Annotated in this window: 22 protein-coding genes; 8 read left to right on the top strand and 14 right to left on the bottom strand. The window is 68.2% G+C overall.

Annotation, left to right across the window (positions count from 1 at the left end; genetic code table 11):
* Positions 1 to 102 precede the first annotated feature (102 nt).
* Both RTQ83_RS06745 and RTQ83_RS06740 read right to left on the bottom strand, forming a co-directional pair.
* Positions 103 to 864 carry a DUF3108 domain-containing protein gene (locus RTQ83_RS06745; RefSeq protein WP_312512457.1) on the bottom strand — a complete coding sequence of 254 codons (762 nt, stop codon included), beginning with the start codon at positions 862 to 864 and terminating at the stop codon, positions 103 to 105.
* Between the two features lie 7 nt (positions 865 to 871).
* A complete protein-coding gene (locus tag RTQ83_RS06740; RefSeq protein ID WP_312512455.1) occupies positions 872 to 2,050 on the bottom strand; it encodes a DUF3108 domain-containing protein in 1,179 nt (392 codons plus the stop codon).
* 111 nt (positions 2,051 to 2,161) lie between these two features.
* Here RTQ83_RS06740 and RTQ83_RS06735 point away from each other — a divergent pair, with 111 nt between their 5' ends.
* From RTQ83_RS06735 to RTQ83_RS06710, 6 genes are all read left to right on the top strand, one after another.
* Positions 2,162 to 2,680, top strand: coding sequence for a sigma-70 family RNA polymerase sigma factor (locus tag RTQ83_RS06735; RefSeq protein ID WP_312512453.1), 519 nt, complete (start codon positions 2,162 to 2,164; stop codon positions 2,678 to 2,680).
* Positions 2,677 to 3,717: a FecR family protein gene (locus RTQ83_RS06730; RefSeq protein WP_312512451.1), complete on the top strand. Its 1,041-nt coding sequence runs from the start codon at positions 2,677 to 2,679 to the stop codon at positions 3,715 to 3,717. Before RTQ83_RS06735 ends, RTQ83_RS06730 begins: the two co-directional genes overlap by 4 nt.
* Before the next feature lie 87 nt (positions 3,718 to 3,804).
* Positions 3,805 to 6,324 (top strand): TonB-dependent receptor, encoded by a 2,520-nt coding sequence (locus tag RTQ83_RS06725; protein ID WP_312512449.1) that lies wholly within the window; start codon positions 3,805 to 3,807, stop codon positions 6,322 to 6,324.
* Entirely contained in the window at positions 6,324 to 7,874 is a 1,551-nt protein-coding gene (locus tag RTQ83_RS06720; protein ID WP_312512447.1) for a PepSY-associated TM helix domain-containing protein, read from the top strand. Before RTQ83_RS06725 ends, RTQ83_RS06720 begins: the two co-directional genes overlap by 1 nt.
* A gap of 63 nt (positions 7,875 to 7,937) precedes the next feature.
* Positions 7,938 to 8,711, top strand: coding sequence for a PhaM family polyhydroxyalkanoate granule multifunctional regulatory protein (locus RTQ83_RS06715; protein WP_312512445.1), 774 nt, complete (start codon positions 7,938 to 7,940; stop codon positions 8,709 to 8,711).
* 110 nt (positions 8,712 to 8,821) lie between these two features.
* A complete protein-coding gene (locus tag RTQ83_RS06710) occupies positions 8,822 to 12,040 on the top strand; it encodes a patatin-like phospholipase family protein (RefSeq protein ID WP_312512443.1) in 3,219 nt (1,072 codons plus the stop codon).
* A gap of 20 nt (positions 12,041 to 12,060) precedes the next feature.
* Here RTQ83_RS06710 and RTQ83_RS06705 read toward each other — a convergent pair whose 3' ends face one another.
* From RTQ83_RS06705 to nhaR, 4 genes are all read right to left on the bottom strand, one after another.
* Complete coding sequence (locus RTQ83_RS06705; RefSeq protein ID WP_312512440.1) at positions 12,061 to 12,255, bottom strand: hypothetical protein; 195 nt, start codon at positions 12,253 to 12,255, stop codon at positions 12,061 to 12,063.
* Positions 12,256 to 12,266: 11 nt separating this feature from the next.
* Positions 12,267 to 13,163: an SPFH domain-containing protein gene (locus RTQ83_RS06700; RefSeq protein WP_312512437.1), complete on the bottom strand. Its 897-nt coding sequence runs from the start codon at positions 13,161 to 13,163 to the stop codon at positions 12,267 to 12,269.
* A gap of 114 nt (positions 13,164 to 13,277) precedes the next feature.
* A complete protein-coding gene (locus RTQ83_RS06695) occupies positions 13,278 to 14,603 on the bottom strand; it encodes a hemolysin family protein (protein WP_312512434.1) in 1,326 nt (441 codons plus the stop codon).
* Between the two features lie 36 nt (positions 14,604 to 14,639).
* Positions 14,640 to 15,536 (bottom strand): transcriptional activator NhaR, encoded by an 897-nt coding sequence (nhaR, locus tag RTQ83_RS06690; protein WP_312512432.1) that lies wholly within the window; start codon positions 15,534 to 15,536, stop codon positions 14,640 to 14,642.
* 138 nt (positions 15,537 to 15,674) lie between these two features.
* Between nhaR and RTQ83_RS06685 the strand changes: the two genes are divergently transcribed.
* Positions 15,675 to 16,640: a TerC family protein gene (locus tag RTQ83_RS06685; RefSeq protein ID WP_312512430.1), complete on the top strand. Its 966-nt coding sequence runs from the start codon at positions 15,675 to 15,677 to the stop codon at positions 16,638 to 16,640.
* Between the two features lie 65 nt (positions 16,641 to 16,705).
* Here RTQ83_RS06685 and RTQ83_RS06680 read toward each other — a convergent pair whose 3' ends face one another.
* The 7 genes from RTQ83_RS06680 to RTQ83_RS06650 form a co-directional block, all read right to left on the bottom strand.
* On the bottom strand, positions 16,706 to 18,583 hold the full coding sequence (locus RTQ83_RS06680) for a tetratricopeptide repeat protein (protein ID WP_312512429.1): 1,878 nt from the start codon (positions 18,581 to 18,583) through the stop codon (positions 16,706 to 16,708).
* Complete coding sequence (locus tag RTQ83_RS06675) at positions 18,580 to 19,275, bottom strand: HAMP domain-containing sensor histidine kinase (protein WP_312512427.1); 696 nt, start codon at positions 19,273 to 19,275, stop codon at positions 18,580 to 18,582. The genes RTQ83_RS06680 and RTQ83_RS06675 overlap by 4 nt, the downstream gene beginning before the upstream one ends.
* 114 nt (positions 19,276 to 19,389) lie before the next feature.
* The gene (gene mnmC / locus RTQ83_RS06670) at positions 19,390 to 21,048 is read right to left on the bottom strand and encodes an FAD-dependent 5-carboxymethylaminomethyl-2-thiouridine(34) oxidoreductase MnmC (protein WP_312512425.1); all 1,659 of its coding nucleotides are present in this window, start codon (positions 21,046 to 21,048) and stop codon (positions 19,390 to 19,392) included.
* A gap of 2 nt (positions 21,049 to 21,050) precedes the next feature.
* Positions 21,051 to 21,617, bottom strand: coding sequence for a DNA-3-methyladenine glycosylase I (locus RTQ83_RS06665; RefSeq protein ID WP_312512422.1), 567 nt, complete (start codon positions 21,615 to 21,617; stop codon positions 21,051 to 21,053).
* Between the two features lie 14 nt (positions 21,618 to 21,631).
* Positions 21,632 to 22,129 carry a GNAT family N-acetyltransferase gene (locus RTQ83_RS06660; protein ID WP_312512419.1) on the bottom strand — a complete coding sequence of 166 codons (498 nt, stop codon included), beginning with the start codon at positions 22,127 to 22,129 and terminating at the stop codon, positions 21,632 to 21,634.
* On the bottom strand, positions 22,129 to 22,383 hold the full coding sequence (locus tag RTQ83_RS06655) for an antitoxin Xre/MbcA/ParS toxin-binding domain-containing protein (protein ID WP_312512416.1): 255 nt from the start codon (positions 22,381 to 22,383) through the stop codon (positions 22,129 to 22,131). The genes RTQ83_RS06660 and RTQ83_RS06655 overlap by 1 nt, the downstream gene beginning before the upstream one ends.
* A 68-nt stretch (positions 22,384 to 22,451) precedes the next feature.
* Positions 22,452 to 23,975 carry a PLP-dependent aminotransferase family protein gene (locus RTQ83_RS06650; protein ID WP_312512414.1) on the bottom strand — a complete coding sequence of 508 codons (1,524 nt, stop codon included), beginning with the start codon at positions 23,973 to 23,975 and terminating at the stop codon, positions 22,452 to 22,454.
* Between the two features lie 107 nt (positions 23,976 to 24,082).
* Here RTQ83_RS06650 and RTQ83_RS06645 point away from each other — a divergent pair, with 107 nt between their 5' ends.
* Positions 24,083 to 24,634 carry an FMN-binding negative transcriptional regulator gene (locus RTQ83_RS06645; protein ID WP_312512412.1) on the top strand — a complete coding sequence of 184 codons (552 nt, stop codon included), beginning with the start codon at positions 24,083 to 24,085 and terminating at the stop codon, positions 24,632 to 24,634.
* A gap of 78 nt (positions 24,635 to 24,712) precedes the next feature.
* Here the strand turns inward: RTQ83_RS06645 and RTQ83_RS06640 are convergent, their stop codons facing one another.
* Positions 24,713 to 25,327 carry a DUF4142 domain-containing protein gene (locus RTQ83_RS06640; RefSeq protein ID WP_312512410.1) on the bottom strand — a complete coding sequence of 205 codons (615 nt, stop codon included), beginning with the start codon at positions 25,325 to 25,327 and terminating at the stop codon, positions 24,713 to 24,715.
* Between the last annotated feature and the right edge of the window lie 21 nt (positions 25,328 to 25,348).

Here is a 25,348-nt window from a genome sequence, read left to right as displayed (position 1 = left end):
AACGATAGGCAGCCCCCGCCGGGGGCTGGAATTGCAGGAAAGACACACCCGGAGCAAGCACTTACCTTGCCAAGAATGCAACCGGGAGTCGCATTCAGGAGCTTACTGCTTCGTTACCGAGCGCAAGGTTTGCTCGATGGTTTCCTTGTCGCCTTCCGTAAAGCGGATCTTGACCGGATACCATTCGTGGCCTGGGGCCAGCCAGACATCGATGCTCTGGTCGCGGCTATCCTTCAGCGGCTGGCGCGACACCATCACCGCATCGATCTCGCCCACGCCGGTCTTGACCTTTTCGCGCTTGACCACCTTGAAGGTCCAGGCTTCGGCATCGCGTCGTCCGGCAACGAAGAACGGCCATTCGCTGCCCGGCTTGAACTTGTCGCCGGCGGCGCGCGCCACGGCGGCCAGCTGCCAGGTGATCGAGACGCGGTCCTGCTCGCCGCCCTTGAGCGGATAGGTTTTCTCGCCGTCCTGGAAGCGGATGGTCTTGCTCTCGCGGTCGAAGGTGACGCTGCTCGAGTCCTTGCGCATGCGCTTTTCCCAGAACTCGGCGGGTGCCAGGCCGTAGGCGTCGATCGTGCCTTCGCTGCGGTCGTCGGTCAGCGTACCGAGGATGGCGGCGCGCGACTGCAGGCGCGTGTTGTACTTGCCGTCGCCGGCGCGCCAGGTAACCGTCGCTTCGCCCTTCAGGGCCAGGCCGCGCTGGCGCGCCGCCAGGTCATAGGTCAGGTCGGCCGAGGGCGGCAGGTCGAAAGCGCGCTTGATGGAAGGATGCGCGGGATGAGCGGACTGGGCCGATGCGCTGCCCAGGGCGAAGGCCAGCAGCAGTCCGGCGCCGGCTTTTTGGAAGTTGCTCGTATGCATAACAGTATCAATTTCCTGAATGGCTCAAGTCGATATTATTCACTGTTTGCGTGGTTACTGCTCCACTCGACTCGGTATTGCGAATCTGCACCGGATACCAGCCGTGCTCCGGCGCCAGCCAGATGTCCAGGCGCGACTTGTAGGAACCCGGTTTCGGCGGGCGCGTCAGGTGCCAGGTTTGCAGTCGGCCGAGCCTGGTGTCGATCTGTTCCTGGCCCACCACCTGGAAGCGGTAGACGCTGGCGTCGCGGTCTTCCCCTACCTGGATGTCGATATCTCCCTTCAATTGCCTGGCGTCGCCGCGTGCGATCGCGGACAGCTGCAGCGGCACGCTGGCCTTGTCCTGGGCGCCGGGCAGCAGCGGGTAATTCGCCTGCGAGCCGGAGAAGGTGATGCGGTTGCCGGACCAGTCGAAATGGGTGGCGGTGAGCGAGCGGCCGCGCCGCTTTTCCGTCATCTTGATCGGCGCGAAGCCGGTCGCCGCCACCGCGCCTTCGCTGGTGAGCACCACCAGGTTGACGCGGGTAAATACGACGCGGATACCGGCCTCGACCTGGATGCGGTAGGTGTCCGCATTCGATTGCCAGGCCAGCAGCGCCTCGCCCGACCACTGGGTGCCGTCGGCGTCGGTACGCGCGACGTCGAGCGTGATGCGTGCCGGCGGCGGCATGTCGACGGTGTAGCGGCGCTGCTCCGGTTCCGGCGGCGGTGGCGGTGTCGCGCTCGCTTCCTGGACAGCGGTCCGGGGTGGGGAAGCCGGCGCAGCGCCCGGCGCGGGTGCCGTAACCGCAGCCATAGCGGCGCCAGCGGCAGGCACGGAGGCGGCTTCGGATCCGGCATCGGGCGTAATGTCGCCCGCCACTGCCGCCTGGGCGGCTTCTGGACTAGCGGGCAACGGCGCGACTTCGGGCAAGGGTGGCGGGCTGGCTTCGTGCAGCGGCAGCGGCGCCGGCGGCGCCGGCGCGGGCCTGGTCGGCGCTTCCAGCAATTGCGCCACCATGGTCGCGGCGCCGCTGTCGGCGGCGTCCGGGTGCGGCAGAGGCAGCCGGGCGTCGACCAGGCCCAGTGCCACCCACCCGTGGACCAGCACGACCAGCGCGATCAACAGCCAGGAATGGCGGCGTGGAGGAAGATTCGGTGCGGCTTGCATGCCGCTAGTGTAGCGTGGCTGTGCCTGCGGCTGCATGACAGTGCCGGACGCGCGGCGCGGCTGGGCGTGACCTGCAGCGTCCGGATATTGCCGTCATGACATTCGCTGCTATAATTGAATGAGAATTATTCTCATCAAGGAGGGAGCATGTCCGTCGACGACAGCGCTCGCCATCGCGAAATCACGCTGCTCTACAGTGGCCACCACGGCTGGCTGCATGGCTGGCTGCGGCGGCGCCTGGGCGACGCGCACCAGGCCGCCGATCTGGCGCACGATGCCTTCATGCAGCTGCTGGCGCGCGACGAGCCGGTGGCAGCGCGCGAGCCGCGCGCCTTTCTCACCACCGTGGCCCAGCGCATCCTGGCCAACCACTGGCGCCGCCAGCAGCTCGAGCGTGCCTGGCTGGAGGCGCTGGCGGCCCAGGCCGAGCCCTGCGCGGTATCGCCCGAGGAGCGTGCGATCGTCCTCGAAACGCTGCTCGAGATCGACCGCATGCTCGACGGCCTGCCGGTCGCGGTCAAGCGTGCCTTCCTGATGAGCCAACTGGACGGCATGCGCCACGCCGAGATCGCGCAGGCGCTCGAGGTCTCGGTCACCACCGTCAAGCGCTATCTCGTGAAAGCCGCCGGACAGTGCTACTTCGGCGCCCATGGAGCGATGCCATGAGCGCGCCGATCCCGGCCCACGTGGCGCAGCGCGCCGTCGAGTGGATGATCGCGCTGCAGGAGGCGCATGATGGAGACGGAGATGGGGACGGCGCCGGCGACGCGGCGCGGCGCGAGTGGCAACGCTGGCGCGCCGCCGATCCCGATCACGAGCGTGCCTGGCAGCGCATCGAGAGCGTCAACGCCAGGCTGCATGCGGTGGGAGCACCGCAGCCGGCCATTGCCGCCCTGCTCGCGCCGCGCGCCACGCCCGAGCATCCCGAGCGCCGGCGCCAGGCGGTCAAGACCCTGGCCGTGGCCCTGTTCGCCGGCGGCGCGGCGTGGATGGTGCGCGACAGCACGCCCTGGCAGGAGTGGAGCGCGGCCGAACGCACCGCCGCCGGCCAGCGCCGCACGCTGGCGCTTGCCGACGGCACCCGCATCGACCTGAACACCGCCAGCGCGCTCGATGTCGACGCCGATGCCGATGCCGATGCCGATGCCGACCGTGACAGCGCCATGCGCCGGCTGCGCATGGCCGCCGGCGAGATCCTCGTGACCGCCGCCCCCGGCGCCGCGCCGCCGCTGACGGTCGACACGCGCCACGGCAGCGTGCACACGGCCGGCGCCCGTTTCGCGGTGCGCCTGCACCGGCATGCGGCCCAGGTCAGCGTATTCGCCGGCGCGGCCGAAGTGCGTGCAGCCGGCGACGGCGCCGCGCGTTGGCTGCAGGCCGGCGAGCAGGCTTTCGTGAGCCGGGCCGGCATGACGCTGCCCCAGGCGGCCGACGAGGACAGCGTGGCCTGGGTCGACGGCTACCTGATCGCGCGCAGCCAGGGCTTGCGCGCTTTCCTGGCGGAGCTGGAGCGCTACGGCAGCATCGCGCTCGATTGCGCGCCGGCGCTGGCCAGCCGGCGCGTGTCGGGTAGCTACCGCCTGGACGACGTGCGCCGCGTGCTGCAGACCGTCGCCGCGGCACTCGACCTCGGGATCGAGGCCAGGCCCGGCTTTTTGGGGCGCGGCATCGCACGCATCCGGCTGGTGCCGCGCACGGCCTGAAAAAAATTGCGCCAGGGTGGTCCGTTTCGGCTTTTCGCGTGACATAGGAAGAAAGCTGTTCTCTTCCCTCTTCCGAAAGGCTTGACCATGGCACCACCCGCCGCCGCCCGCAAGCGCCCGACCACTCCCCTTCCTTCCGCCGTTGCCACCATTGCTGCTGCCGTCAGGACCCTGGCCACGCTGGCCGCGCCGGCCGCCATCGGCGCGGCTGCCATCGCGTTGCCGGCGCCGGCCCTGGCCCAGGGCGAGGCCGCGCGCCAGTACACTATCGGCGCCGGTACGCTCGAGCAAGCGCTGAACCGCTTCGGCCGCGCCGCCGGCATCACGCTGTCGTTCGCGCCGGCGCTCACCGACGGCATCGACAGCCCGGGCCTGCAGGGCCGCCACACGGTCGACGGCGGCCTGGCGCGCCTGCTGGCCGGCAGCGGCCTGGAAGCGGTGCGCCAGCCGAACGGCGACTGGTCGCTGCGCCGTTCCGCCACCGCCGCGTCCGCAAGCGGCGCAGCGCAGCAGGCGCCGGTGCAATACGGTCCCCTGCCGGCGGTGCACGTCACCGGCAGCGCCAACCGGGACGACGCCCTGGCCCCCGGCGGCCAGGTCGCGCGCGCGGCGCGCCTGGGCATCCTGGGCGAGGTCGGCGTGATGGAAGCGCCCTTCAACATCACCAGCTATACCTCGCAGCTGATCGAAGACCAGCAGGCGCGCGGCCTGATGGACGTGCTGGAAAACGACCCCTCGGTGCGTTCCAGTTCGCCGATCGACAGCGAAGGCGACATCGTGATGGTGCGCGGCTTCGAGTTGTGGGGACGCGAAGTGACGATCAACGGCATGGGCGGCCTGGCCGACAACCGCGGCCACGTGCTGGAGGCGGTCGAGCGGGTCGAGGTGCTCAAGGGCCCGAGCGCGCTGATCAACAGCATCAGCCCGTGGGGCGCCTCCACCGGCGGCTCGGTCAACTATGTGCTCAAGCGCGCCGGCGACACGCCCCTGACGCGCCTGACCGCCAGCCACTACACCAGGTCGCAGCTGGGCCTGCACCTGGACGCCGGACGCCGCTTCGGCGACGGCGGGCAGTTCGGCGCGCGCGTCAACCTGTCGCAGCGCAAGGGCGACGGCGCGGTGGACCAGACCAACAACCGCACCAGTGTCGGCGCGCTGGCGCTCGACTGGCGCGGCCAGCGCCTGCGTCTGACGCTCGACGGCGGCTACCAGGAAAAGAAGCTGACCGGCGGCCTGGCCGCCTCGCGCATCGGTTCCTCGGTGCCGATCCCGCGTCCGCCCAAGGCCTCGACCAACTTCAAGCAGCCATGGGAAACCTTCGAATCGGACAACCGCTACCTGGCACTGGGCGCCGAGTACGACCTGGCTCCCGGCTGGACACTGGCCGCCTCGCACGGCCAGAGCCTGTCGAACGAAGTCTACCTGCTCACCGTCCACACCATCTCCAACGTCAACGGTGACCTGTCGGGCTGGGCCCAGTTCATCCCGGGGCGCAGCACCAACCGCAGCACCGACCTGTCGCTGCGCGGCGGCTTCGCCACCGGTGCGGTCAAGCACCGCGTCACGCTCGCGGGCAACCATTCGGTGGCGCGGCGCGGCCAGGCGGCGTCGATCGTCGGCGCCGTGGTGCCGTCGAACCTGTATGCGCCGCTGCGCCAGCCGTACCGCGACACCCAGGGCCTGTCGACCGATGTCGACATGCTCAACCGCTATGGACGCTCCTCGCTGGCCGTCACCGACACCATGAGCATGTGGGACGACAGCGTGTTCCTGATGGTCGGCGCGCGCAAGCAGGACGTCGACAACCGCAGCTATGCACGCAACGCCGCCACGCGCGAGCTGCGCCAGAGCTTCCGCTACGACCAGGACCAGGTCACGCCGGCGGCCGGCCTGGTGGTCAAGCTCGCGCCGCGGCTGTCGGTGTACGGCAACTACATCGAATCGCTGATTCCCGGCCCGACGCCGTCGCCGGTCTACTACGCCAACGGCAATCAGACATTTCCGCCGTTTCCGAGCAAGCAGTACGAATCGGGCGTCAAGTACGAACACGAGCGCCTGAGCGTCACCGCCAGCGTCTACCAGATCACGCTGCAGAGCACGACGGAGGTCGACGCCCCGGTGGCGGGTGGCCTGCCCACGCTCGAACTCAACGGCGAGCAGCGCAACCGCGGCTTCGAGCTGAACACCTTCGGCGAGGCGGCGCCCGGCCTGCGCCTGCTGGGCGGCGTGGCCCTGATCGACGCCCGCCTGCTGCACACCCAGGGCGGGCTGACCGACGGCCGGCGTGCGCGCGGGGTACCGAAGAAGAACCTGAACCTGGGCGCCGAATGGGACCTGCACGTGCCAGGCCTGACCGTGACGCTGCGCGGCGTGTACACCGGCAGCTCGTTCATCGACACCACCAACAGCGCGGCGCGCACGGCGCCGTCGTGGACCCGCTTCGACGCCGGCCTGCGCTACGCGGCGAACATCGGCGGCAAGGACGTCACCCTGCGAGCCAGCGTCGACAACCTGGCCAACCGCGATTACTGGTCGTCCGCCTCGCGCGGCGTGCTGGTACTGGGCGCTCCCCGCAGCGTGCGCCTGTCGCTCAGCACCGACCTGTGATGGCAAGCGCCACGAACGGCGGTCTGCGCCGCAGCATGGCCTGGCTGCATGCCTGGGGCGGCCTGCTGGCGGGCTGGCTGCTGCTGGTGGTCTGCATCACCGGCGCCGCCTCGTACTACCGCGACGAGCTGACGCTGTGGATGCAGCCCGAATGGCACGATGCGGTGCTGGACACGCCGCCGCAGGAGCGCGCCGCACGCGCCGCACTGGCCCGGCTCGAACGCCTGGCGCCGGGCGCCGACAGCTGGATCGTCGACCTGCCCGCACCGCGCCAGCCGCTCACGGCGATCCGCTGGACCAGTCCGGACGGCGTGCGCCTGGCGCCGGCCGCGGGCCGGCCCGGCGGCGCCTTCGACAGCGCCTGGCTGGACGGCGCCGGACAGTTGCTGCCGGCCGCGCGTGCCACCGAGGGCGGCGCCTTTTTCGCGGTGTTCCACTTCACGCTGCACTACATGCCGGTGCGCTGGGGGCGCTGGATCGTGAGCATCGCCGCACTGGCGATGCTGGTGGCGATCGTCAGCGGCGTGATCGCGCACCGGCGCCTGTTCGCCGACTTCTTCACGTTCCGTCCCGGCAAAGGACCGCGTTCGTGGCTCGACGCCCATAACGCCTTCGGCGTGCTGGCCCTGCCCTATCACGCGATGATCTGCTACAGCGGCCTGGTGACCCTGATGTTCCTGACCATGCCATGGGCGATCGACGCCGCCTATCCCGAAGGACGCAACGCCTATTTCGCGCAGGCGCTGCCGCAGGCCTTGCCGCTGGTGCCGGCGGCCGGCCGGCCGGCGCCGCTGGCCGATCCCGGGCCGCTGCTGGCCCAGGCCGCGCGCCTGTGGGACGGGGCCGCTACCGCGCGCCTGACGGTGCAAAGGCCGCACGACGCCGCGGCGCGTTACGTGCTGCAGCGCGACGAGCAGGGACGGCTGTCGAACGCGCGCGACACGCTGGTATTCGACGCCACCGACGGCCGCCTGCTGGCGCGCCACGACCTGGGCGCGGGGACGGCCGGACTGGTGCGCACCGCGCTGGTCGGACTGCACGTGGCGCACTTCGCCACGCCGCCCCTGCGCGCCATCCTGTTCGTGCTGGGCCTGGGCGCGTGCGCACTGGTCGCCACCGGCGTGCTGCTGTGGACAGCCAAAGCCGGGCGCGCCAGCACCGCGCCGGCCGGGCTGCGCCTGGCCTCGGGCCTGAACATCGCCACGGTGGCGGCGCTGCCGGCCGCGATCGCGTTCTACCTGTGGCTCAATCGCCTGCTGCCCGCCGGCCTGCCGCAGCGCGCCACGGCCGAAGTCGATGGCTTCTTCATCGCCTGGGGCGTACTGGCCGGCGCCGCGCTGCTGCATCCGGGGCGCGCCATGTGGATCGCCCAACTGGGCCTGGGTGCCATCCTGTGCGCCGGCCTTCCGCTGGCCGGCGCCGGTGCCGCGTCCCTGCTGCATGGAGGCACCGGCGTGGTGGCCGGTGTCGACCTGGGGTTGCTGCTGGTGGCATGCCTGCTGGGTGGCGCCGCGCTGCGCCTGATGCGGCGTCAAGCCGTACAGGGCTGAAGCATGTTGTTCCAGGTGCGGCTTATCTGATAGGCTAGCCGCACCAACAACGGAGACCCCATCATGCTCAAGCCGCCCATGCCTGGAATGACCGATACACTGGAATTCGTGAAAAACCTGTGGGGCGGCATGCAGATCCCGGGCGTGATGCCGGGCATGCCGGGGATGCCCGCGCCTCCCCTGTCGGTGGACGAGCTGGACAAGAAGATCACCGACCTGAAGGCGGTCGAGGCCTGGCTCAACCTGAACCTGGGCATGCTGCGCGGCACGATCCAGGCGCTCGAGATCCAGCGCGGCACCCTGGCCACGCTGCGCGCCATGGGCGACAGCATGGCGCAGGCGATGAACCAGACCGGCGCCGCCAGCGATGCGGCGATGGCGCCGTTTGCGCAATTCTTCAGCCAGGCGGCGCAATCGGCGGCGAAGAGCGCGCCCGCTGCCCCTCAGGCGAACAAGCCTGGATCGGCGCCGTCCGATACGCAATCCGCATCGCAAACCGACCCCAAAGGTGCGCAGGCCAACCCGCAGCCCGGCGCCGAAGCGCCGCATGCCGGCATGCCGGCCGCCGTCGCCTGGTGGAACCTGCTGCAGGATCAGTTCCGTCAGGCGGTCGCCAGTGCCATGCCGGCCGAGGGCGGCGCCGGTCCGGACAAGCCCGGTGCCGGGTCGCCTTCGCCGTCGCAGGCTGGCGGCTCGCCGCTCGACGTGTCGGGCGGCGCACCGGAATCCGGCCCTGCCACCAACACTGGCCAGGATGCCCCCTCCGGCGGCGGCGCCCCCAACGGCAACGCCGCCACCGGCCGCCGCACCGCACGCAGCAAAGCCGACAAGGCCTGAATCCGCATCAAATCCGCGCTTGATGCGCCCGCTGGCAGGCGCGCACGAACCGTGCTGAACTGACCGGGCGGCCCCGTCCGTCCCGGCCGCGCCCCTTGCAGGAGGCGCACATGCTGCCCAGCGATCATTCCCACCTGACGCCGTCCCAGGTCGACGACCTGCGGCGCAAGCTCGACGCCTGCGGCTGCCACCCGCCGCCGCAGGCGCGCAGCATCAGCGAACTGGCCGACGCCTTCGCCACCCTGCGCCGCCGCAACGGCTTGCCGCCGTCGAACACCATCGACGCCGACACCCTGCGCTGCCTCGAGGCCGGCGCCGGCGTCCTGTTCAACGAAGTGCTGCGCGACGAGCTCGACATGCTGCGTCCCGTACCTGGCGACGATCCCGGCGACGATCCCGACGCCGGCCTGCCGCCCGACCGCGCGCGCCTGCTCGGCCGGGTCCACGGCGGCATGCTGACCGGCCTGGCCATCTCCGGCGGCGGCATGCGCAGCGCCACCTTCGGCCTGGGCGCGCTGCAGGCGCTGGCGGCGCACGGCCTGCTGCGCCGCATCGATTACATCTCGACCGTCTCGGGCGGCGGCTTCATCGGCGGCTGGCTGTCCAAGTGCCTGCACGCGCACGGCGGCGATATCGGGAAGGTGGAAGCGCTGCTGGCGCCCGGTGCCGGCGGCAGCGAAGCGCCCGAGGTGCGCTTCCTGCGCCAGCACAGCAACTACCTGTCGCCGCAGGGCGGCATGTTCAGCGCCGACACCTGGACCCTGCTCGGTACCTATGTCCGCAACACGGGCCTGAACCTGTCGATGCTGGTGGCCTGGATGTGCGCCCTGCTGCTGCTGCCGCGCTTCGCGGTGTGGGCCGTGAACCGGGTGGTGGCGCCGGGCGGGCCGTGGGCCGGCTGGGGCGACATCGCCTGGATCGCCGGCGTGCTGCTGTTCCTGTTCGCGGTGTTCTGCATCGCGCTGTCGATTTCCAGCAAGCCCGAGAGTTCACAGGGACTGCGCCGTTTTCCCCTTTCACAGGGCGCGGTGCTGTGGTGTATCAACCTGCCCCTGCTGCTGGCGGGTTTTCTCGGCAGTGTCGGACTATGGCGTCACGGTGGCGCCTTAGGAGCGCTCGGGTCCGGCCTGCCGCTGCCGGCGCAGCTGCAGGACCGTCCCTACTGGCTGCTGGCGCCGGGGGTGGTGTACTTCATCGTCTGGGCCTGCGGCTGGTACCTGGCATACGACCGCGCCAGCCACTACCGGCGCGCCGGCTATGCGATCTGCGGCGCCGGCTTCGCGGCGGTGGCGCTGCTGCTGGTGGAAAGCGGTCGCGCCTTCGCACCCGAGATCGTGCCCGGCGGCGCGGTCAATGGCGAGCGCCTGTCGCAGCTGCTGTGCGGCGCCGTGGCCCTGCTGCTGATCACGGCCCTGGCGCTGGCGCTGCACACGCGCATGCGCGCCAGCCCGCCGCTGCGCGACCTGACCCGCGCCGAAGTGGGCGAAGGTTTTTCGCACTTTATCTGTGCGATGGGCGCGCTCACGCTCGGCACCGTGCTGCTGCTCACCGGGCTGGCGCTGCTGCCCGATCCTGCCACCCATCCGGTATTCAACAACGCCATCGCCCTGGCCAGCTTCGGCATGCCGCTGATGATGGCGCTGTTCGGTGCCACCATGACCCTGATGATCGGCCTGATCGGCCGCCTGTACAGCGACGCCAGTCGCGAGTGGTGGAGCCGGCAAGGCGCCTGGGCCACCATCCTGGCGCTGGGCTGGCTGGCGGTGTACGGCGTCAGCTTCTTCTGCGCGCCGCTGCTGCACTGGGCCTGGCTGACCTATGCGCCGTGGTCGAACCTGGGCACGCTGGCCGGCTGGCTGGCGATGACGGCGTTCGGCCTGAAGGCCGGCAGCGGCACTGGTACTGGCACCGGCGCCGGCGGCGGCGCGCGCACGGCATCGTCCGCCAGGCTGGATCTGGCGGCGCGGCTGGCGCCGTATGTATTCACGCTCGGCATCGTGGCCCTGCTCAGCAGCCTGGTGCAGGCGGTGGTGGCGCTGCCCTCCGTACATTGTCCGGGCAACGCGCTGGCTTGCGTGTATGAAGCGCATGCGCGCGCCACGCTGGCCACCGACGGCAGCACGCTGGCGCTGGCCTTCGCCGGCTTCCTCGGCGCCGCCCTGCTGCTCGGCTGGCGCGTGGACATCAACAAGTTCTCGCTCTACATGCTCTACCGCAATCGCATCGTGCGCGCCTTTTTCGGGGCCAGCAACCGCGCGCGCCGGCCGCATCCGTTCACCGGCTTCGATCCGGCCGACGACGTGCTGCTGTCCGACCTGCGCTACCAGCGCCCCTACCCGATCGTGAATACCTCGCTGAATTTCGTCGGCGGCGAAGAGCTGGCGTGGCAGACCCGGCGCACCGCCTCGTTCGCGTTCACGCCGCGCTGGTGTGGCTACGAGCTGTCCTCGGCGCCGGGCGTGAACTCGGGCTGCTATCGTCCCACCGATGAATACGCCTCACGCGCAGGCGTGGGCGGCAGCGATGACGACACCGGCGTGCGCCTCGGCATGGCGGTGGCGCTCTCTGGCGCGGCAGCCAGCCCCAATATGGGGGCGCACTCGTCGGCGCCGCTGAACTTTCTGATGACGATGTTCAACGTGCGGCTCGGGCGCTGGTGCCCGAATCCGCAGCGCAACACCTGGACCAGCGCCTCACCGCCGATCGGCCTGTTCAGCCTGCTGGCCGAACTTTTCGGACAGGCCGATGCCGACGCCGGCTACGTGCACCTGTCGGACGGCGGCCACTTCGACAATCTCGGCATCTATGAACTGGTGCGGCGCCGCTGCAAGCTGGTGATCGCGCTCGACGTCGGCAGCGACCGCCAGCTGGCGTTCGAAGACCTGGGCAACACCATCCGCCGCTGCGGCACCGACTTGCACGTGCGGATCGATCTCGACGTATCGCGCCTGGACGCGGCGTCCAACGGCCTGTGCGGCGCCAGCTGCGCGGCAGGACGGATCCGCTACAGCCTGGCCGACCGCGGCGCGACCGATGGCGTGATTCTGTACATCAAGCCGGCGATCGTCGGCAGCGAGAATGCGGACCTGCTCAATTACCGGCGGCTGCATCCCGACTATCCGCACGAAAGCATCGCCGACCAGTGGTTCGACGAAGCGCAGTTCGAGAGCTATCGCGCGCTGGGCTGCCACATCGTCGACTGCGCGCTGGGAGAAGCGGCGCGCCAGGCCCGGCGCCCCGGCGGCGAGCACGATATCGCGCGGCTGTGCGCGCAGCTGCTCGAACGCGGTACAACCACGGCGACGCCGAACGGTGCGGGCGGGCACTGACGGCGTACCCGGCGCGGCGGCTACTCGCCTGCGGTCTCGCTGTCCTTGTCCTTGCTGCCGATCTGCTTGATGCCGCGCCGCGCCAGCCCTTCCCTGAGCAGGAATTCGATTTCCGCGTTCACGCTGCGCAAGTCGCGCGCGGCCAGGCGCTGCAGTTCTTCCCACAGCGCCGGGTCGATCCGCAAGGGATACGCTTTTTTACCTGGACTTGCCATCTGGTCGGCTGCTAGTTGTACAGGGTGCCCGTGTTGACGATCGGCTGGGTTTCCTTGTCCGAACACAGCACCACCAGCAGATTGCTGACCATCGCCGCCTTGCGCTCGTCGTCGAGTTCGACGATGCCGCGCTCCGACAATCCCTTCAGTGCCGCTTCCACCATGCTCACGGCGCCGTGCACGATCTTGGCGCGGGCGCTGATGATCGCTTCGGCCTGCTGGCGGCGCAGCATCACCTGGGCGATCTCGGCGGCGTAGGCCAGGTGGGTCAGCTTGGCGTCGAGCACCTCCACCCCGGACGCTTCGAAGCGCGCCTGCAGCTCGTTCTTGAGCGACTCGGCCACCACGTCCATGCCGGCGCGCAGCGTGGTTTCGCCCTGCGTCAGATCTTCGCCCTCGTCGTAGGCGTATTGCGAGGCCAGGTGGCGCAGCGCGGCTTCGGCCTGGATCGACACATAGCGCTCGAAATCGTCGACCTCGAACACAGCCTGGGCGGTATCGCGCACGCGCCAGACCACGGCCGCGCTGATCTCGACCGGATTGCCGCGCTTGTCGTTGACCTTCAGCGTCGGCGCGTTGAAGTTACGCACGCGCAGCGACAGCCGGCGCTTGACGTACAGCGGGAAGGCCCAGCGCAGGCCTTCGTTGCGGTCGGTGCCGATGTACTTGCCGAACAGGGTCAGGATCGCGCTTTCGTTCGGCTGCAGCATGAACAGGCCACCCAGGCAGATGGCACCGGCCAGGCCCGCCAGCACACCGCCGACAAAATGCAGCAGGCCGCTGGTCTGCCCGGTCCCTGAATTGAACAGGTAGAAGGAAATCAGCAGCAGGGCGATGCCGGCCCCGGCGGCCAGGTAACCGTTCGCGGACGAGAACGCCTTTTCACGGCGAATGTGTGCTGCATTCATGCTCGACTCCTGTGAGTGTGGATGACATCAAAGTGATATCACTTTAGGATGAGCGAAAATTATTGTCAAGCAATTTTGGAAACAGAAAAGCGGCCGGCGGCGTATGCCGCAGGGTCAGATCACCGCGGACGTACTCTTCGCCGCGTCCGCATGCTCAAGGCGCTTGACCAGCAACTGGTCGACCCGATAATGATCGACGTCGAGCACCTCGAAGCGCATGCCTTCGTGTTCGACGCTGTCGGTCGGCTTGGGCACCTTGCGCAGCATGTACATCATGAATCCAGCCGCCGTTTCGTAATGCTCTTCTTCCGGCAGCGATTCGAGTTCGAGCACGCGCTTCATGTCCGCCACCGGCGTGCTGCCGTCGATCAGCCATGAACCGTCGTCGCGCTGCATGGCCTGCTGGTCCGCTTCCAGCGGACCGCCCCAGCGCCCCATCACGGTGACCATGATGTCGCTCAGCGTGATCACGCCGACCACCAGCGCGTACTCGTTGATGACGACGGCGAAGGTCTCCTTGGTCGAGCGGAAGCGGTCCAGCAATTCGGACAGCGTCAGCGTATCCGGAATGATCAATACCTTGCGGATGCTCGATTCGTTCAGGTGGAACTGCGACTGGTTGTTCAGCAGGCGCACCAGGATGTCGCGCGTATCGACATAACCGATCACGCGGTCGATCACGCCATCGCACACCGGGAATTTCGACAGCGAGTGCTGCGCGATCTTTTGGCGGATGCTCTCTTCCGATTCCTTCAGCGTGAAGAACACCACGTTGTCGCGCGTGGTCATGGTCGACGTCACCGCGCGCGATTCGAGTTCGAACACGTTCTCGATGAAGTGCTGCTCCTGCTTCTGCAATACCCCGGCCTGGGCGCCGGCTTCCACCACCGCCGAGATTTCGTCGAAGGTGATGCGGTCTTCGCGCGTCATCTCCACGCCAAACAGCCGAAACAGCACGTTCGCGACCTTGTTCAAGGCCCAGGAGAATGGCCGGAACAGGCGGATGATCAGCAGCACCGGGCGAATCACCGCCATCGCCGTGGTCTCCGGCGCAATCATCGCCAGGCGCTTGGGCATCAGATCCGAAAACAAGACGAACAAGGTGGTGACGAATACGAACGACAGCACGAAGGCCACGTTGTCGCGCCCCGGACCGCTATAGAACAGCGACAGCCAGTCATAGAAATACGGCCGCAATGCGCCCTCGCCCAGGATACCGCCGAGAATCGCGATCGCATTCAGTCCCAGCTGCGAGGCGGCGAAAAAGTCGGCCGATTGTGCCTGCAGCGAGATCACTTTCTGCGCGCGCTCGTCGCCCGCCTCGGCCAGCAGTTTCAGTTTGATCTTGCGTGCGCCGGCCAGCGAGATTTCGCTCAGCGACAAAAAACCGGCGGCCAGCACCAGTACCGTCAGTACAGCCAAATGTTCAAACAAGCTCATGGGATATCCGGCATTCTTATTGTTGGAAGATCTTCTTTATACAAACAATTTATCACGCGCGAGTGTACTGATCGCGACAGTTGCCGGATGGCTGAGACGGCGTTCGGTGGTCAGCGCATACACCTGCTCCACCACCGCGTCGACCTGGCCGATCGCCACCACTTCGTGCTGGCTGCACACCTGCGGCGCAATGACGGTCGGCGCGAAGAACACCCCCGCGCCGGATTGGCCGAAGGCCTGCATCATGGCGCTGTCGTCGAATTCGCCCACCACGTGCGGGTGCACCTCGCTGTGCTCCAGCCAGCGCAGCAGGCGCTGGTGGATGGCGAAATCCTCGCCCGGCAGTAGCAATGGCGCATTGTGCAGGCAGGCCGGGAAGTCCGGCCCCAGACGCTCGGCCAGCTCGGCCGTGGCGAACGCGGTCATCGGGCTTTCGCCCAGCAAGTGGTTATAAGCACGCACGCTGAAATGCGGCGGAATCGGGCGGTCGGCCATCACCAGGTCGAGCCGGTGCACCGCCAGGTCGGCCACCAGGCTGTCCAGGCGCCCTTCGCGGCAGATCAGTTTAACGGGCTCGTCCAGCTTCAGCGCCGGTTCCACCAGCTGGCAGGCGATCAGTTTCGACACCGAATCGGCGCAGCCGACCCGGAACGAGATGGTAGTGAAATTCTGGTCGCGCACCACTTCCAGCAGCTCGTCGCCGGTGCTGAAGATGTGCTCGGCATAGCTGAGGATGCGGCGGCCGGTCTCGGTCAGTTCGAGGTTGCGCCCTGCCCGGCGAAACAGTTCCACGCCCAGCGTATCGGCGAATTCGGTCAGCTGGCCGGACACCGATTGCGGGGTCAGGTGCAGCTGGGCGGCGGCCTTGGCGATGCTGCCGGTTTTCGCCACCATCCAGAAATAACGCAGGTGCTTATAGTTGAGTGATGACATGGCTAACCTGTAAACATCGAAAAAATCGAATCCAGAACCAATGATATTCGAATTGTACGATGGATGCAGGCCCCATATAGTGAGGTATTCAATCACTACCTCGGGAGAACAGATGCACATGCACTGCGGGAGGACCTCATGAACGGTCTGGAAACAATTGCTAGCGGCCCAATGTGGGCTGCCTTCGTCGGCTTCGTCCTGATCATGCTGGCGCTCGACTTGTTCGTCTTTGGCGGCAACAAGGCGCACAAGGTCAGCGTCAAGGAAGCCGGTATCTGGTCGCTGGTCTGGGTCAGCTTGGCGCTGCTGTTCAACGGCGGCCTGTGGTGGTATCTGAACGGAACGGTTGGCTCTGAAATCGCCGACCAGAAAGCGCTCGAATTCTTCTCAGGCTACCTGATCGAGAAAGCGCTGTCGGTCGACAACGTGTTCGTGTTCCTGCTGATCTTTACCGCGTTCCAGGTGCCGCAGCAGTACCAGCGCCGCGTGCTGATCTACGGCGTGCTGGGTGCGATCGTGATGCGCGCCATCATGATCAGTGCCGGCGCCTGGGTCGTGAGCGAATTCAGCTGGGTGCTGTACATCTTCGGCGCCTTCCTGCTGTTCACCGGTATCCGCATGCTGGTGGCGGTCGATGAAGAGCCGGACGTGGCCAACAACCCGGTGCTGAAGCTGGCGCGCAAGCACCTGCGAGTGGCCGATGGCGAGCATGGCGAGAAGTTCTTCGTCATGAAGGATGGCCTGCGTTACGTGACGCCACTGTTCCTGGTGCTGATCCTGATCGAGGTGACCGACCTGATCTTCGCGGTGGACTCGATCCCGGCGATCTTCGCGATCACGACCGACCCGTTCATCGTGTTCACGTCGAACATGTTCGCGATCCTGGGCTTGCGTGCGCTGTACTTCCTGCTGGTTGACGTGGCCGACCGCTTCCACCTGCTCAAGTACGGCCTGGCGATGGTGCTGACCTTCATCGGTGTCAAGATGCTGATCATGCCGTGGTACCACGTGCCGGTGCAGGCGTCGCTGACGGTGGTGGCGGTGCTGATCGCGGGTAGCTGTATCGCCAGCGTGTTGATCACCAAGAAGGACGACGCCAAGTAATCCAGGCTTCGTTGAAAGAGGCCCGAGTTTCGGGCCTCTTTTTTTTTGCGCGCCGCAAGCGCGCCTCAGTAACCGCGGCGCGAACGGGCCGGCCGTGCGGACGGCGGCTTGGCCAGTGGCTTATTCATCGGCTTGTTCACCGATTTCAGCGCCGGCTTGTCGTCCGGCGCCGGCGCGTCCGCCTTGGCCTCATCCGCCGCGCCCTGCTCTTCTTCTGGCTTGGGCAGCAGCGCATTCACCTGCTCCATCAGCTGCGCGAAGCGCCCCTGCCCCGGCTGCAGCTTGTCGACCCGCTCCAGGATCGCGCGCGCCTCGAGTTCGAGCTCCTGTTCGTAGCCGCGCTGCTGCATGTGCGAGACCAGGATCTGCACCGCGTTGAACAGCACGCGCACATTGTCAGGCAAGCGCTCGCGCGCCTGGCGCATCCACTCCACCGCTTCGCGCAGCTTGCCGGTCTTCCACAGCACCACGCCCTGGTTCATCAGGTCCACCGCTTCCTTGCGCGCGGTGCGGATCATGACGGCGCCTTCATCGGTCAGGCGCGCCTTGTCGAAGATCTTCTGGATCTCGTCCTGCAGCAGCGTGTTGTCGTGGTTGTTGCGCACCACATGGCACAACACCTCGCTCGGCGTCTCCTTAAGGCCGACCGCGAACAGCATGGTCGCCATCTCGATGCAGATCGCGCTGCCGGGACGCGCCGGATCCTGCTGCAGCATCGCCTCCAGTTCGTCGCCGGCGCGGCGCGCGTTGTCGCCGTCGCCGCTTTCATGGAACACCAGGCCCTCGGTGATCTTGGCGCGCAGGCGCATGAATTCGTGTTCGGTGCCGCTGCCGCTGCCAAACTCGCGCTGCGCCAGCAGCAGCAACTGCAGCGCGTCCTTGGTCTCGTTCTTCAGGCCGCACACGCGCGCCAGGCCGAGGTAGGCGTCGGGCGTCTTGCGGATCGAGTATTCGCCGATCACCAGGCATTTGCGGAAGGCCTTCTCGGCCAGCGGGATGTTCCCGAGCCGCAGCGCGGCCTGGCCCAGGCTGCGCTGGCGCGGCACCGAATTGGGCGACAGCCGCGCCGCGCGCTCCAGGATCGCGGCCGCTTCTTCGTGCTGGCCCATGCCCTGATAGGCCAGTGCCAGCTGGTCGTAGGCGTCGATGTAGTGGCGGTTTTCGGCGACGATGGTCTGGAACATCTGGCGCGCCTGCTCGAATTCGCCGTCGGCCAGGCGGATCTTGCCCAGGCCGGCGCGCGCCCAGTGGTATTCGCGCTGCGCCAGCACCTGCTCGTAGACTTCGCGCGCGCGCGCCGGCTGGCCGCTGCGCTCGAACATGCGCGCCTTCATGCGCAGCAGGTCGATCAGGTGGGTCTTGCCGGTGGCCGCGATCTGCTCGTCGCACAGGCGCGCCGCGCGCAGGTAGTCCTTTTCAACGACGGCCTGGTCGATGGGGCGCAGCACCTGCTTCTTGCGCCACACGCGGTTCAGGCGCGTGAGCAGCACGCCCTCGGTGATCGGCTTGACCAGGTAGGCGTCCGGCTGGTGCTCGGCTGCGCCCATCACCGATTCGACGCTCTTCTCGGCCGACACCATCACGAACACGGACGACGGCAGCAGCAGCTGGCGCACGCGCGCTTCTTCCAGCACCTGCTGGCCGTTCTTGCCCTCGCCCAGGTTGTAGTCGCACACGACCACGTCGTAGCGCAGCTTGGCCAGCAGCGCCATCGCTTCGCCACCGCTCGAGGCCTGGTCGATGTTCTTCGCGCCCAGGTTGCGCAGGCTTTCGCGCAGCAGCTGGCGCACGCCGATGAAATCGTCGACCACCAGGCAGTTCTTGCTGGCCCAGTCGATCTGTTCCAGCACTTTGACGGGGGCTGGAGCGGCCGGCGCCTCTGGCGCGGCGTCAGCTGCTGCTGCGACGGCAGCGCCGTCGGCGGGCGCGTTGGACATGTTCATGGCAGGGTCAGGATGAAGCAGCCGCCGCCCATCCGGCCGCCGTTCTCGAGGCGCACCGCGCCGACGCGATCGCGATGGCGGTGCATGCGCGCCACTTCGCTGGCGAAGTACAGGCCCAGGCCGGCGCTGTTGGTCAGGAAGTCGACGCCGCTGGCCGGTGTGCCGGCCGCCAGCAGCGCCGGCGGGAAGCCGTCGCCATTGTCTTCGACGCGGATCTCGACCCCGTCGCCGTCCACGCCACGCACGCTCAGGGCGATGCGGTCGCGCGTGTAATGCACGGCGTTGTTGACCGCATGCGAGACCACGCCCACGATCAGGTCTTCGTCGACGTGCGCCACCAGTTCCGGATCGACGTCGAGTTCGAGCGCGATGCCGCGCGACTCCAGCAGCACGCGCGCCAGCGCCACCACCTGCTCCACCAGCTGACCCGCTTCCAGCGGCTGCATGTCGAACGGATAAGCGGGCTTGCCGACCTGCTTGTACAGCGCCAGCAGCTGCATCAGGTTGTCGTTCAGGCGGCGCGTCTGGTACAGCATCTGCGCCATCTGCGGATACGCCTTCTCGGTCTGCGGCGACGCGTCGTCGAGCAGGCGTTCCAGCGTGCCGGACAGGACGCTGATCGAGTTCTTCATGTCATGGGCGGTGGACGCCAGGAACAGGAACAGCTCGGGCGAATGTTGCGATTCTTCCATCCGGACGACCTCCTTGGCCGCATAAAGTTGCTAGCGGTAAATTATACCTGCGTGGATTTGACATTTCGCGTGGCCGGACAGCGTACTACGTCACCTTTTGCGCCGACACAACGGTCAAGCTCCGTCATCGAAGCCTGCCGGCGCACGACTGCTGCGGCGCGCGCGCAGCACGAAGCGGGCCGGATCGAGCGCGTCGACCAGCGCCATCTCCAGCGGCAGCGGTTCGCCTTCCAGCTGCGCGGCGAGCAGTTCGGCCGCCAGCGGCGCCCAGATCAGGCCGCGCGACGCGTAGCCGAGCAAGCCGTAGAGGCCCGGATGGCGCGGCACGTCGCGCAAGCGTTCGGTGGCGCCGGCGGCGGCGAAATCCGGCAGGCGGCCGACCAGCGGCAGGCGGTCCGGCGCCACGCAGCGAAAGCCCACGCGTCCCGCCAGCGGCGCGCCTTCGGCCGCCATGGGGTCCGACACCAGCGCGCGCAGGCGCTCCACGTTTTCCTGCTGGCTGGCGGCGCGCAGCTGCGGATCGGCGTCGAGGTCGTAGGTGGCGCCGGCGCAGGTGACGCCGCTGTTCGATGGCGTCAGGTAGGCTTCGCGGCACAGCACCAGCGGCAATTGCGGCGCGTGTTCCGGGGCCAGGTGCGTGACCTGGCCGCGCAGCGCCTGCAGCGGCAGGTCCCGGGTCTGAGGCATGCGGCGCGCGCCGGCGCCGCTGGCCAGGATCACGGTCGGGGCGCGGCCCAGTTGCGTGCCATCGGCCGCGCGCGCCAGCCATTCGTCGCCGTCGCGTTCCAGCGTGACGTCGCCGGCATCGAAGCGCGTGGTGAGCAGATCGCCGCACGACGCCAGCATCGCCGCGCACACGCTGCCGGGACGCGCCCAGCCGCCTTGCGGGAACAGCCAGCCGCCATCCGGCGCGGGCAGGCCGAGCAGCGCCGCGGCCTGCTCCGGCTCCAGCCAGCGCGCGAAGTCGGGCGGCGTCGCGCCATCGAGCGCGATCGCGCGCGACACGGCGGCGTGGCCGGCGTCGCGCGCCAGCTGCAATACTCCGCACTGGGCGCCGTCGAAAGCGCGGCCGATGCCGCCCAATTGTTCCCAGTAGCGCAGCGCGTACAGATAGGCCGCGCGCGTGAGGCGGGTCGGAATGTTGTCGTCGCGCGAGAGCAGCGGCATGAAGATGCCGGCCAGGTTGCCCGAGGCTTCCATCGCGGCTTGGCGGTGTCGCTCGACCAGCGTGACCTGCCAGCCGCGCGCGCGCAGGCGGGCGGCGGCAGCGCAGCCGGCCATGCCGGCGCCGAGCACCAGCGCGCGCCGCTCCGGTGGCGGCGTGACGGGCAGGCGCGGCTTGCGGCTGGCGAAGACGGCATCGTCTGCACCCTCGAAGGCGAAACCCTGTGCCTGCAGTGCTGCGCGCTGGTCGGCATCGAGGCCAGGGGCGGCGAGCCGCGCGCCCAGCGCCGTCAGGCGTGCCAGCGGGCGCACGAAATCGGTGCCATCCACGGTGTGTAGGCGGATCGCGTCGAGGTGCGCATTCAGCTGTGTCAGCGCACCTTCCAACGGCGCCGCCAGCAGATCGAGCGTGACGTTGGCGTCCGGCTGCGCAATGCGGTGAAAGCCCGGCTGCAAACCGCCGGCCAGCGCGATCACGTGCAGGTGTGCAGGGCGCTGCGGATCGGCGCGCCAGGTCTCGACCAGTTCAGCGAAGCGGCGGCCGTCGCCATGGTCGCTGTCGAAGACGGTGTAGCGCGTGCGGCCGCGCCAGTGTTCCTGGAGCTGCATGCTCAACGCCCCGTGCGGCAGATGCAATCCGTGGCGTGGTCGTCCACCATGCCGATGCCCTGCATGTAGGCGTAGACGATGGTCGAGCCGACGAACTTGAAGCCGCGTCTGGACAGGTCTTTCGAGATGCGGTCCGACAGTTCGGTGCGCGCCGGCCGCTCCGCCGTGGCCCAGTTGTTCACGATCGGCTTGCCGTCGACGAAGGCCCACAGGTAGTCGTTCAGGGTCAAGCCCTGCGCGCGCAGCGCCAGGTAAGCCTTGGCGTTGGTGATCGCGGCGGCGACCTTCAGGCGGTTGCGCACGATGCCGGCGTTGGCCAGCAGCTCGGCCACTTTGGCGTCGTCGTAGACCGCGATTTTTTCCGCGTCCCAGCCGTCGAAGGCGGCGCGGTAGTTCTCGCGCTTGTTCAGGATGGTCTCCCACGACAGACCGGCCTGCGCGCCTTCGAGATTGAGCATCTCGAACAGCACGTTCTCGTCGTGGCACGGCACGCCCCACTCGTTGTCGTGGTAGGCAAGGTAGCGCGGATTGAGCGGGTTGGCCCAGCTGCAGCGGATGATGGTCGTCATCGCGCCAGTATAAATCAGGCCGGTGGCGTCTTCAGCGCCGGCTGCGGCTGCAGGTCGAGCACCGCCACCATTTCGCCTTCCTCGTCGATCTCCGTTTCGACGAAGCCGAAGCTGGCGTAGAAGTTTGACGCGACCTCGTTGCCGGGCACGTAGCTGATCCATACCTTGCAGGCGACAGGGTCGCTGCGGATCTCGTCGAGCAGCGACTGTAACGCCCGCCGGCCAAGGCCTTGACCTTGGCGCCGGCAATCGACCATGAAGCGCCAGATGCTGTATTTGCCTGCTTCGTCCTCGCTCCCGTCGAGCACGACGAACATCATGAAGCCGACCACCTCTTCGCCTGCGTAGATGGCGCGCGTGTGGTAGTTCGGATAAAAACTGGCCTGCGCGATCGAGTACGAATTCGATGCCAGGAATTCGCGCTGGTGCGGATGCAACTGAAGATCCATCAGCGCTTCGAAATTGTCCCGGCTCACCGGGCGCAAGCTCACATCGGGCGTCACCGGCGCCATTACTTGCGCGACGCCTGTTGGCGAATACAGGCCAGCACCTCGTCGATGCGGCCGTCGTTCACCAGCTGCGCCGGCGTGCGCTCGCCCAGCTCGGCCAGTGGCGCGTTCATCCAGCGATCGGCGGCCTCGTCACTACCGAGCACGCCACGCGCCTCGTGCATGACAGCGTAGTACGACTGGGCCTTGCGCGACTGCGCCTGGAAGTGCGCCTGCAGCGAGGCGATGTCGAGGGAAGGACGTTCGGGATCGGTCATGGAAAAGCGCTGGATTGAATGACGAAGTGGGCCTGGAGCGCATCGCCCCAAGCCCGCATCATACCCTGTCACCGCGCCGTAAAGCATGCCGACGCCTCGATCGCCTGCGCCAGGGCGTCCACGGCGCGCCGCAGCTCGCCTGACGGCACGGCGGCGAAGCCGAGCACCAGCCCCGGCTCCACCGCGCAGGCCGGCGTGGCGGCGGGATGCGTGAAGTAGCCGAGCGTGCGCAGTTCGACCCCGGCCTGCTGCGCCCTGCGCTCCACCTCGTCTTCGCGCGGAATGTTCCCCTCGCGATCGGGCCTGAAATGCACGCACAGGTCGAGGCCTGCGTCCGACGGTCCGCACACCAGGCGTTCGTCCAGCCGCGCGCCCAGCGCATCGAGCAGCGCCGCGCGCCGTTCGCCGTACGCGGCGCGGGTGCGCCGGATGTGGCGCGCGAAGTGTCCCTCGGCGATGAAATCGGCCAGCACGGCTTGCGGCAGGATGGCGCTGTGGCGGTCGACCACCGCTTTCGCGCGCGACAGCGGTTCGACCAGCGCCGGCGGCGCCACCACGTAGCCCAGCCGCAGTGCCGGAAACAGCACCTTCGACAGCGTGCCGACATAGATCACGCAGCCGGCGCGGTCCAGGCTTTGCAGCGAGGCCAGCGGCGCGCCGGTATGGCGGTACTCGCTGTCGTAGTCGTCCTCGATCACCCAGGCGCGGTTGGCGCCCGCCCACCACAGCAGTTCCAGCCGGCGCGCCAGGCTCATGGTCACGCCCAGCGGCAACTGGTGCGAGGGCGTGGCGAACACCATGCGCGCGTCCGGATAGTGGCGCGCGCCGTAGGCGACGTCCATGCCCTCGGAAGTCACCGGCACGCTGCAGATGCGCGCCCCGGCCACGCTCATCGGCGCGGCCGCGCCCTGGTAGCCGGGCGATTCCATCCATACGCCGTCGCCCGGCGCCAGCAGCAGTTGCGCCAGCAGGTACAAGGCCTGCTGCGAACCCGAAGTGATGACGATCTGCTCCGGCGTGCAGACCACGCCGCGCGAAGCACGCAGGTAAGCGCACAGCAGTTCGCGCAGCGGCGCATGGCCGCCCGGAGGGTTGTAGCCCAGGTGCGGACCGGGCCGGCGCAGGTGGCGCGTCTCGAGCTTGCGCCACAGGTCGAACGGGAACAAATCCAGCCCCGGCATGCTGGGGCGGAAGGCGCGGATCGGGCCGTCGGGATAGCGCACCCGGGCCATGGCGCCGGCCAGCGCGGCGCCGCGTTCGGGTAGCGGGCGCAACAGCTCCGGGGCGAGTGGGGGCACGAGTGGCGACGCGCAGGGCGGCGCCGGCTGTGGCAAGGCGGCATCGACGAACGTGCCCTGCCCGACGCCGCCGCGCAGGTAGCCTTCGGCGGTCAGCTGGTCGTAGGCGGCCAGCACGGTCTGGCGCGAGACGCCCAGCTGGCGCGACAGCGTGCGCGTGGACGGCAGGCGCGCGCCGGGCGCCAGCGCGCCGCGCAGGATGGCGTCCTTCAGGCGCGCATACAGCTGGCGAAACAGGGGAACGGCGCCGCCGCGCTCGAGGGGGGCGGCGGCAAGCAGATCGTGAAGGTGCATGGCAGGCCCGCGAATTGGACCGCTCATCTTCGCGGGAATTGGTTATTTCTGCAAGCCAATGCCGGCCGTATGATCGGCGCCAGTATTCAATGACCGATGGAGATCGCATGTACTGCCCTGCCCGCCTAGCCCAGACCGACACCAGCGCCCTGCACGCGCTCATCGCCGCCCATCCGCTGGCCATGCTGGTGAGTTCGCACGACGGCTTGCCGGACGCCGACCACCTGCCGTTCGAGCTGGTCACGGGCGGCGCACATGGCATCCTGCGCGCCCACGTGGCGCGCGCCAACCCGGTGTGGCGCCGCGCCGGGCAGCCGGTGCTGGCGGTGTTTCGCGGGGCGTCCGGCTATGTCACGCCGGACCGGGTCGAGAAAGCGCAGAACGGCGGACGCGTGGTGCCGACCTGGGCCTATGACGTGGTGCACCTGCACGGCACGCTGCGCACGATCGACGACCCGGCCTGGCTGCGCACGCTGGTCGCGCGCCAGACCGATCGCCACGAAGCGGCGCAGCTCGACCCGTGGTCGGTGACCGATGCACCGCACGCCTACACCGAGGCGCTGCTGAAAGCCATCGTCGGTATCGAAATCGTGGTGGAACGTATTGAAGGGAAATGGAAGCGCGAACCCATGCGCCAAGATATAGCGCCGCAGAAATGACAACGCGGGCCGAAGCCCGCGCCGATCCTGGAGAAGACGGGAACGCCGGCGTCATGCCGGTCGCTCCCGCATCCTGGATTACATGCCGGCGTGCGACGAGCCGGTCGAGCCCGAGCTGCCCGAGCTGCCCTTGGCGCCCGATGCCAGCTGCTGGGCGTGCTTCAGGTGCTCTTCGACCACCGGAATCATCTTGGTCACTTGCGCCTTGACGTCAGCATCCTTGGTGTCCTTCTCGGCCTTCTTCAGCTTGGCCAGGGTTTCCTTGTGCGCTGCCACGCCGCCCTGCTGGGCATAGGCTTTGTCGAACGCGTCGCCGCTCATTTTTTCCAGCTTGGCCGATTGCGCCTTGTGCTTGGCGTCCAGCTCGGTCGGCAGGGTCACGCCCTTCGACTGGGCCAGGGTCTGCACTTCGGTCAGTGCGGCGCCGTGATCGGCGATCATCTTGTCGGCGAAGGCCTTGACGTCGGCATTCTGGCTCTTGCTCTGCGCCAGCTTGCCCATCGCGACTTCGGCCATGTTCGACATGCCCATGTCCATGATCGCCTTACGGTCGGCGCTGGCCAGCTTGGTGGCGCCGGCGCTTGCCGATTGGCCTGCTGCCGGCGCGGTTTGTGCCTGCACGCCAGCCGAACCGAACATCGCTGCTGCAACCGACACTGCCAGCAGGCTCTTGATCATTTGTTTCTTCTGCATGTTGTTCTCCTGTCTGAAATA

Origin of the sequence: Massilia sp. (assembly GCF_031995545.1) — a bacterium.
Classification (GTDB): Bacteria; Pseudomonadota; Gammaproteobacteria; order Burkholderiales; family Burkholderiaceae_D; genus Telluria.
This window is presented reverse-complemented; position numbering and strand designations above follow the sequence as displayed.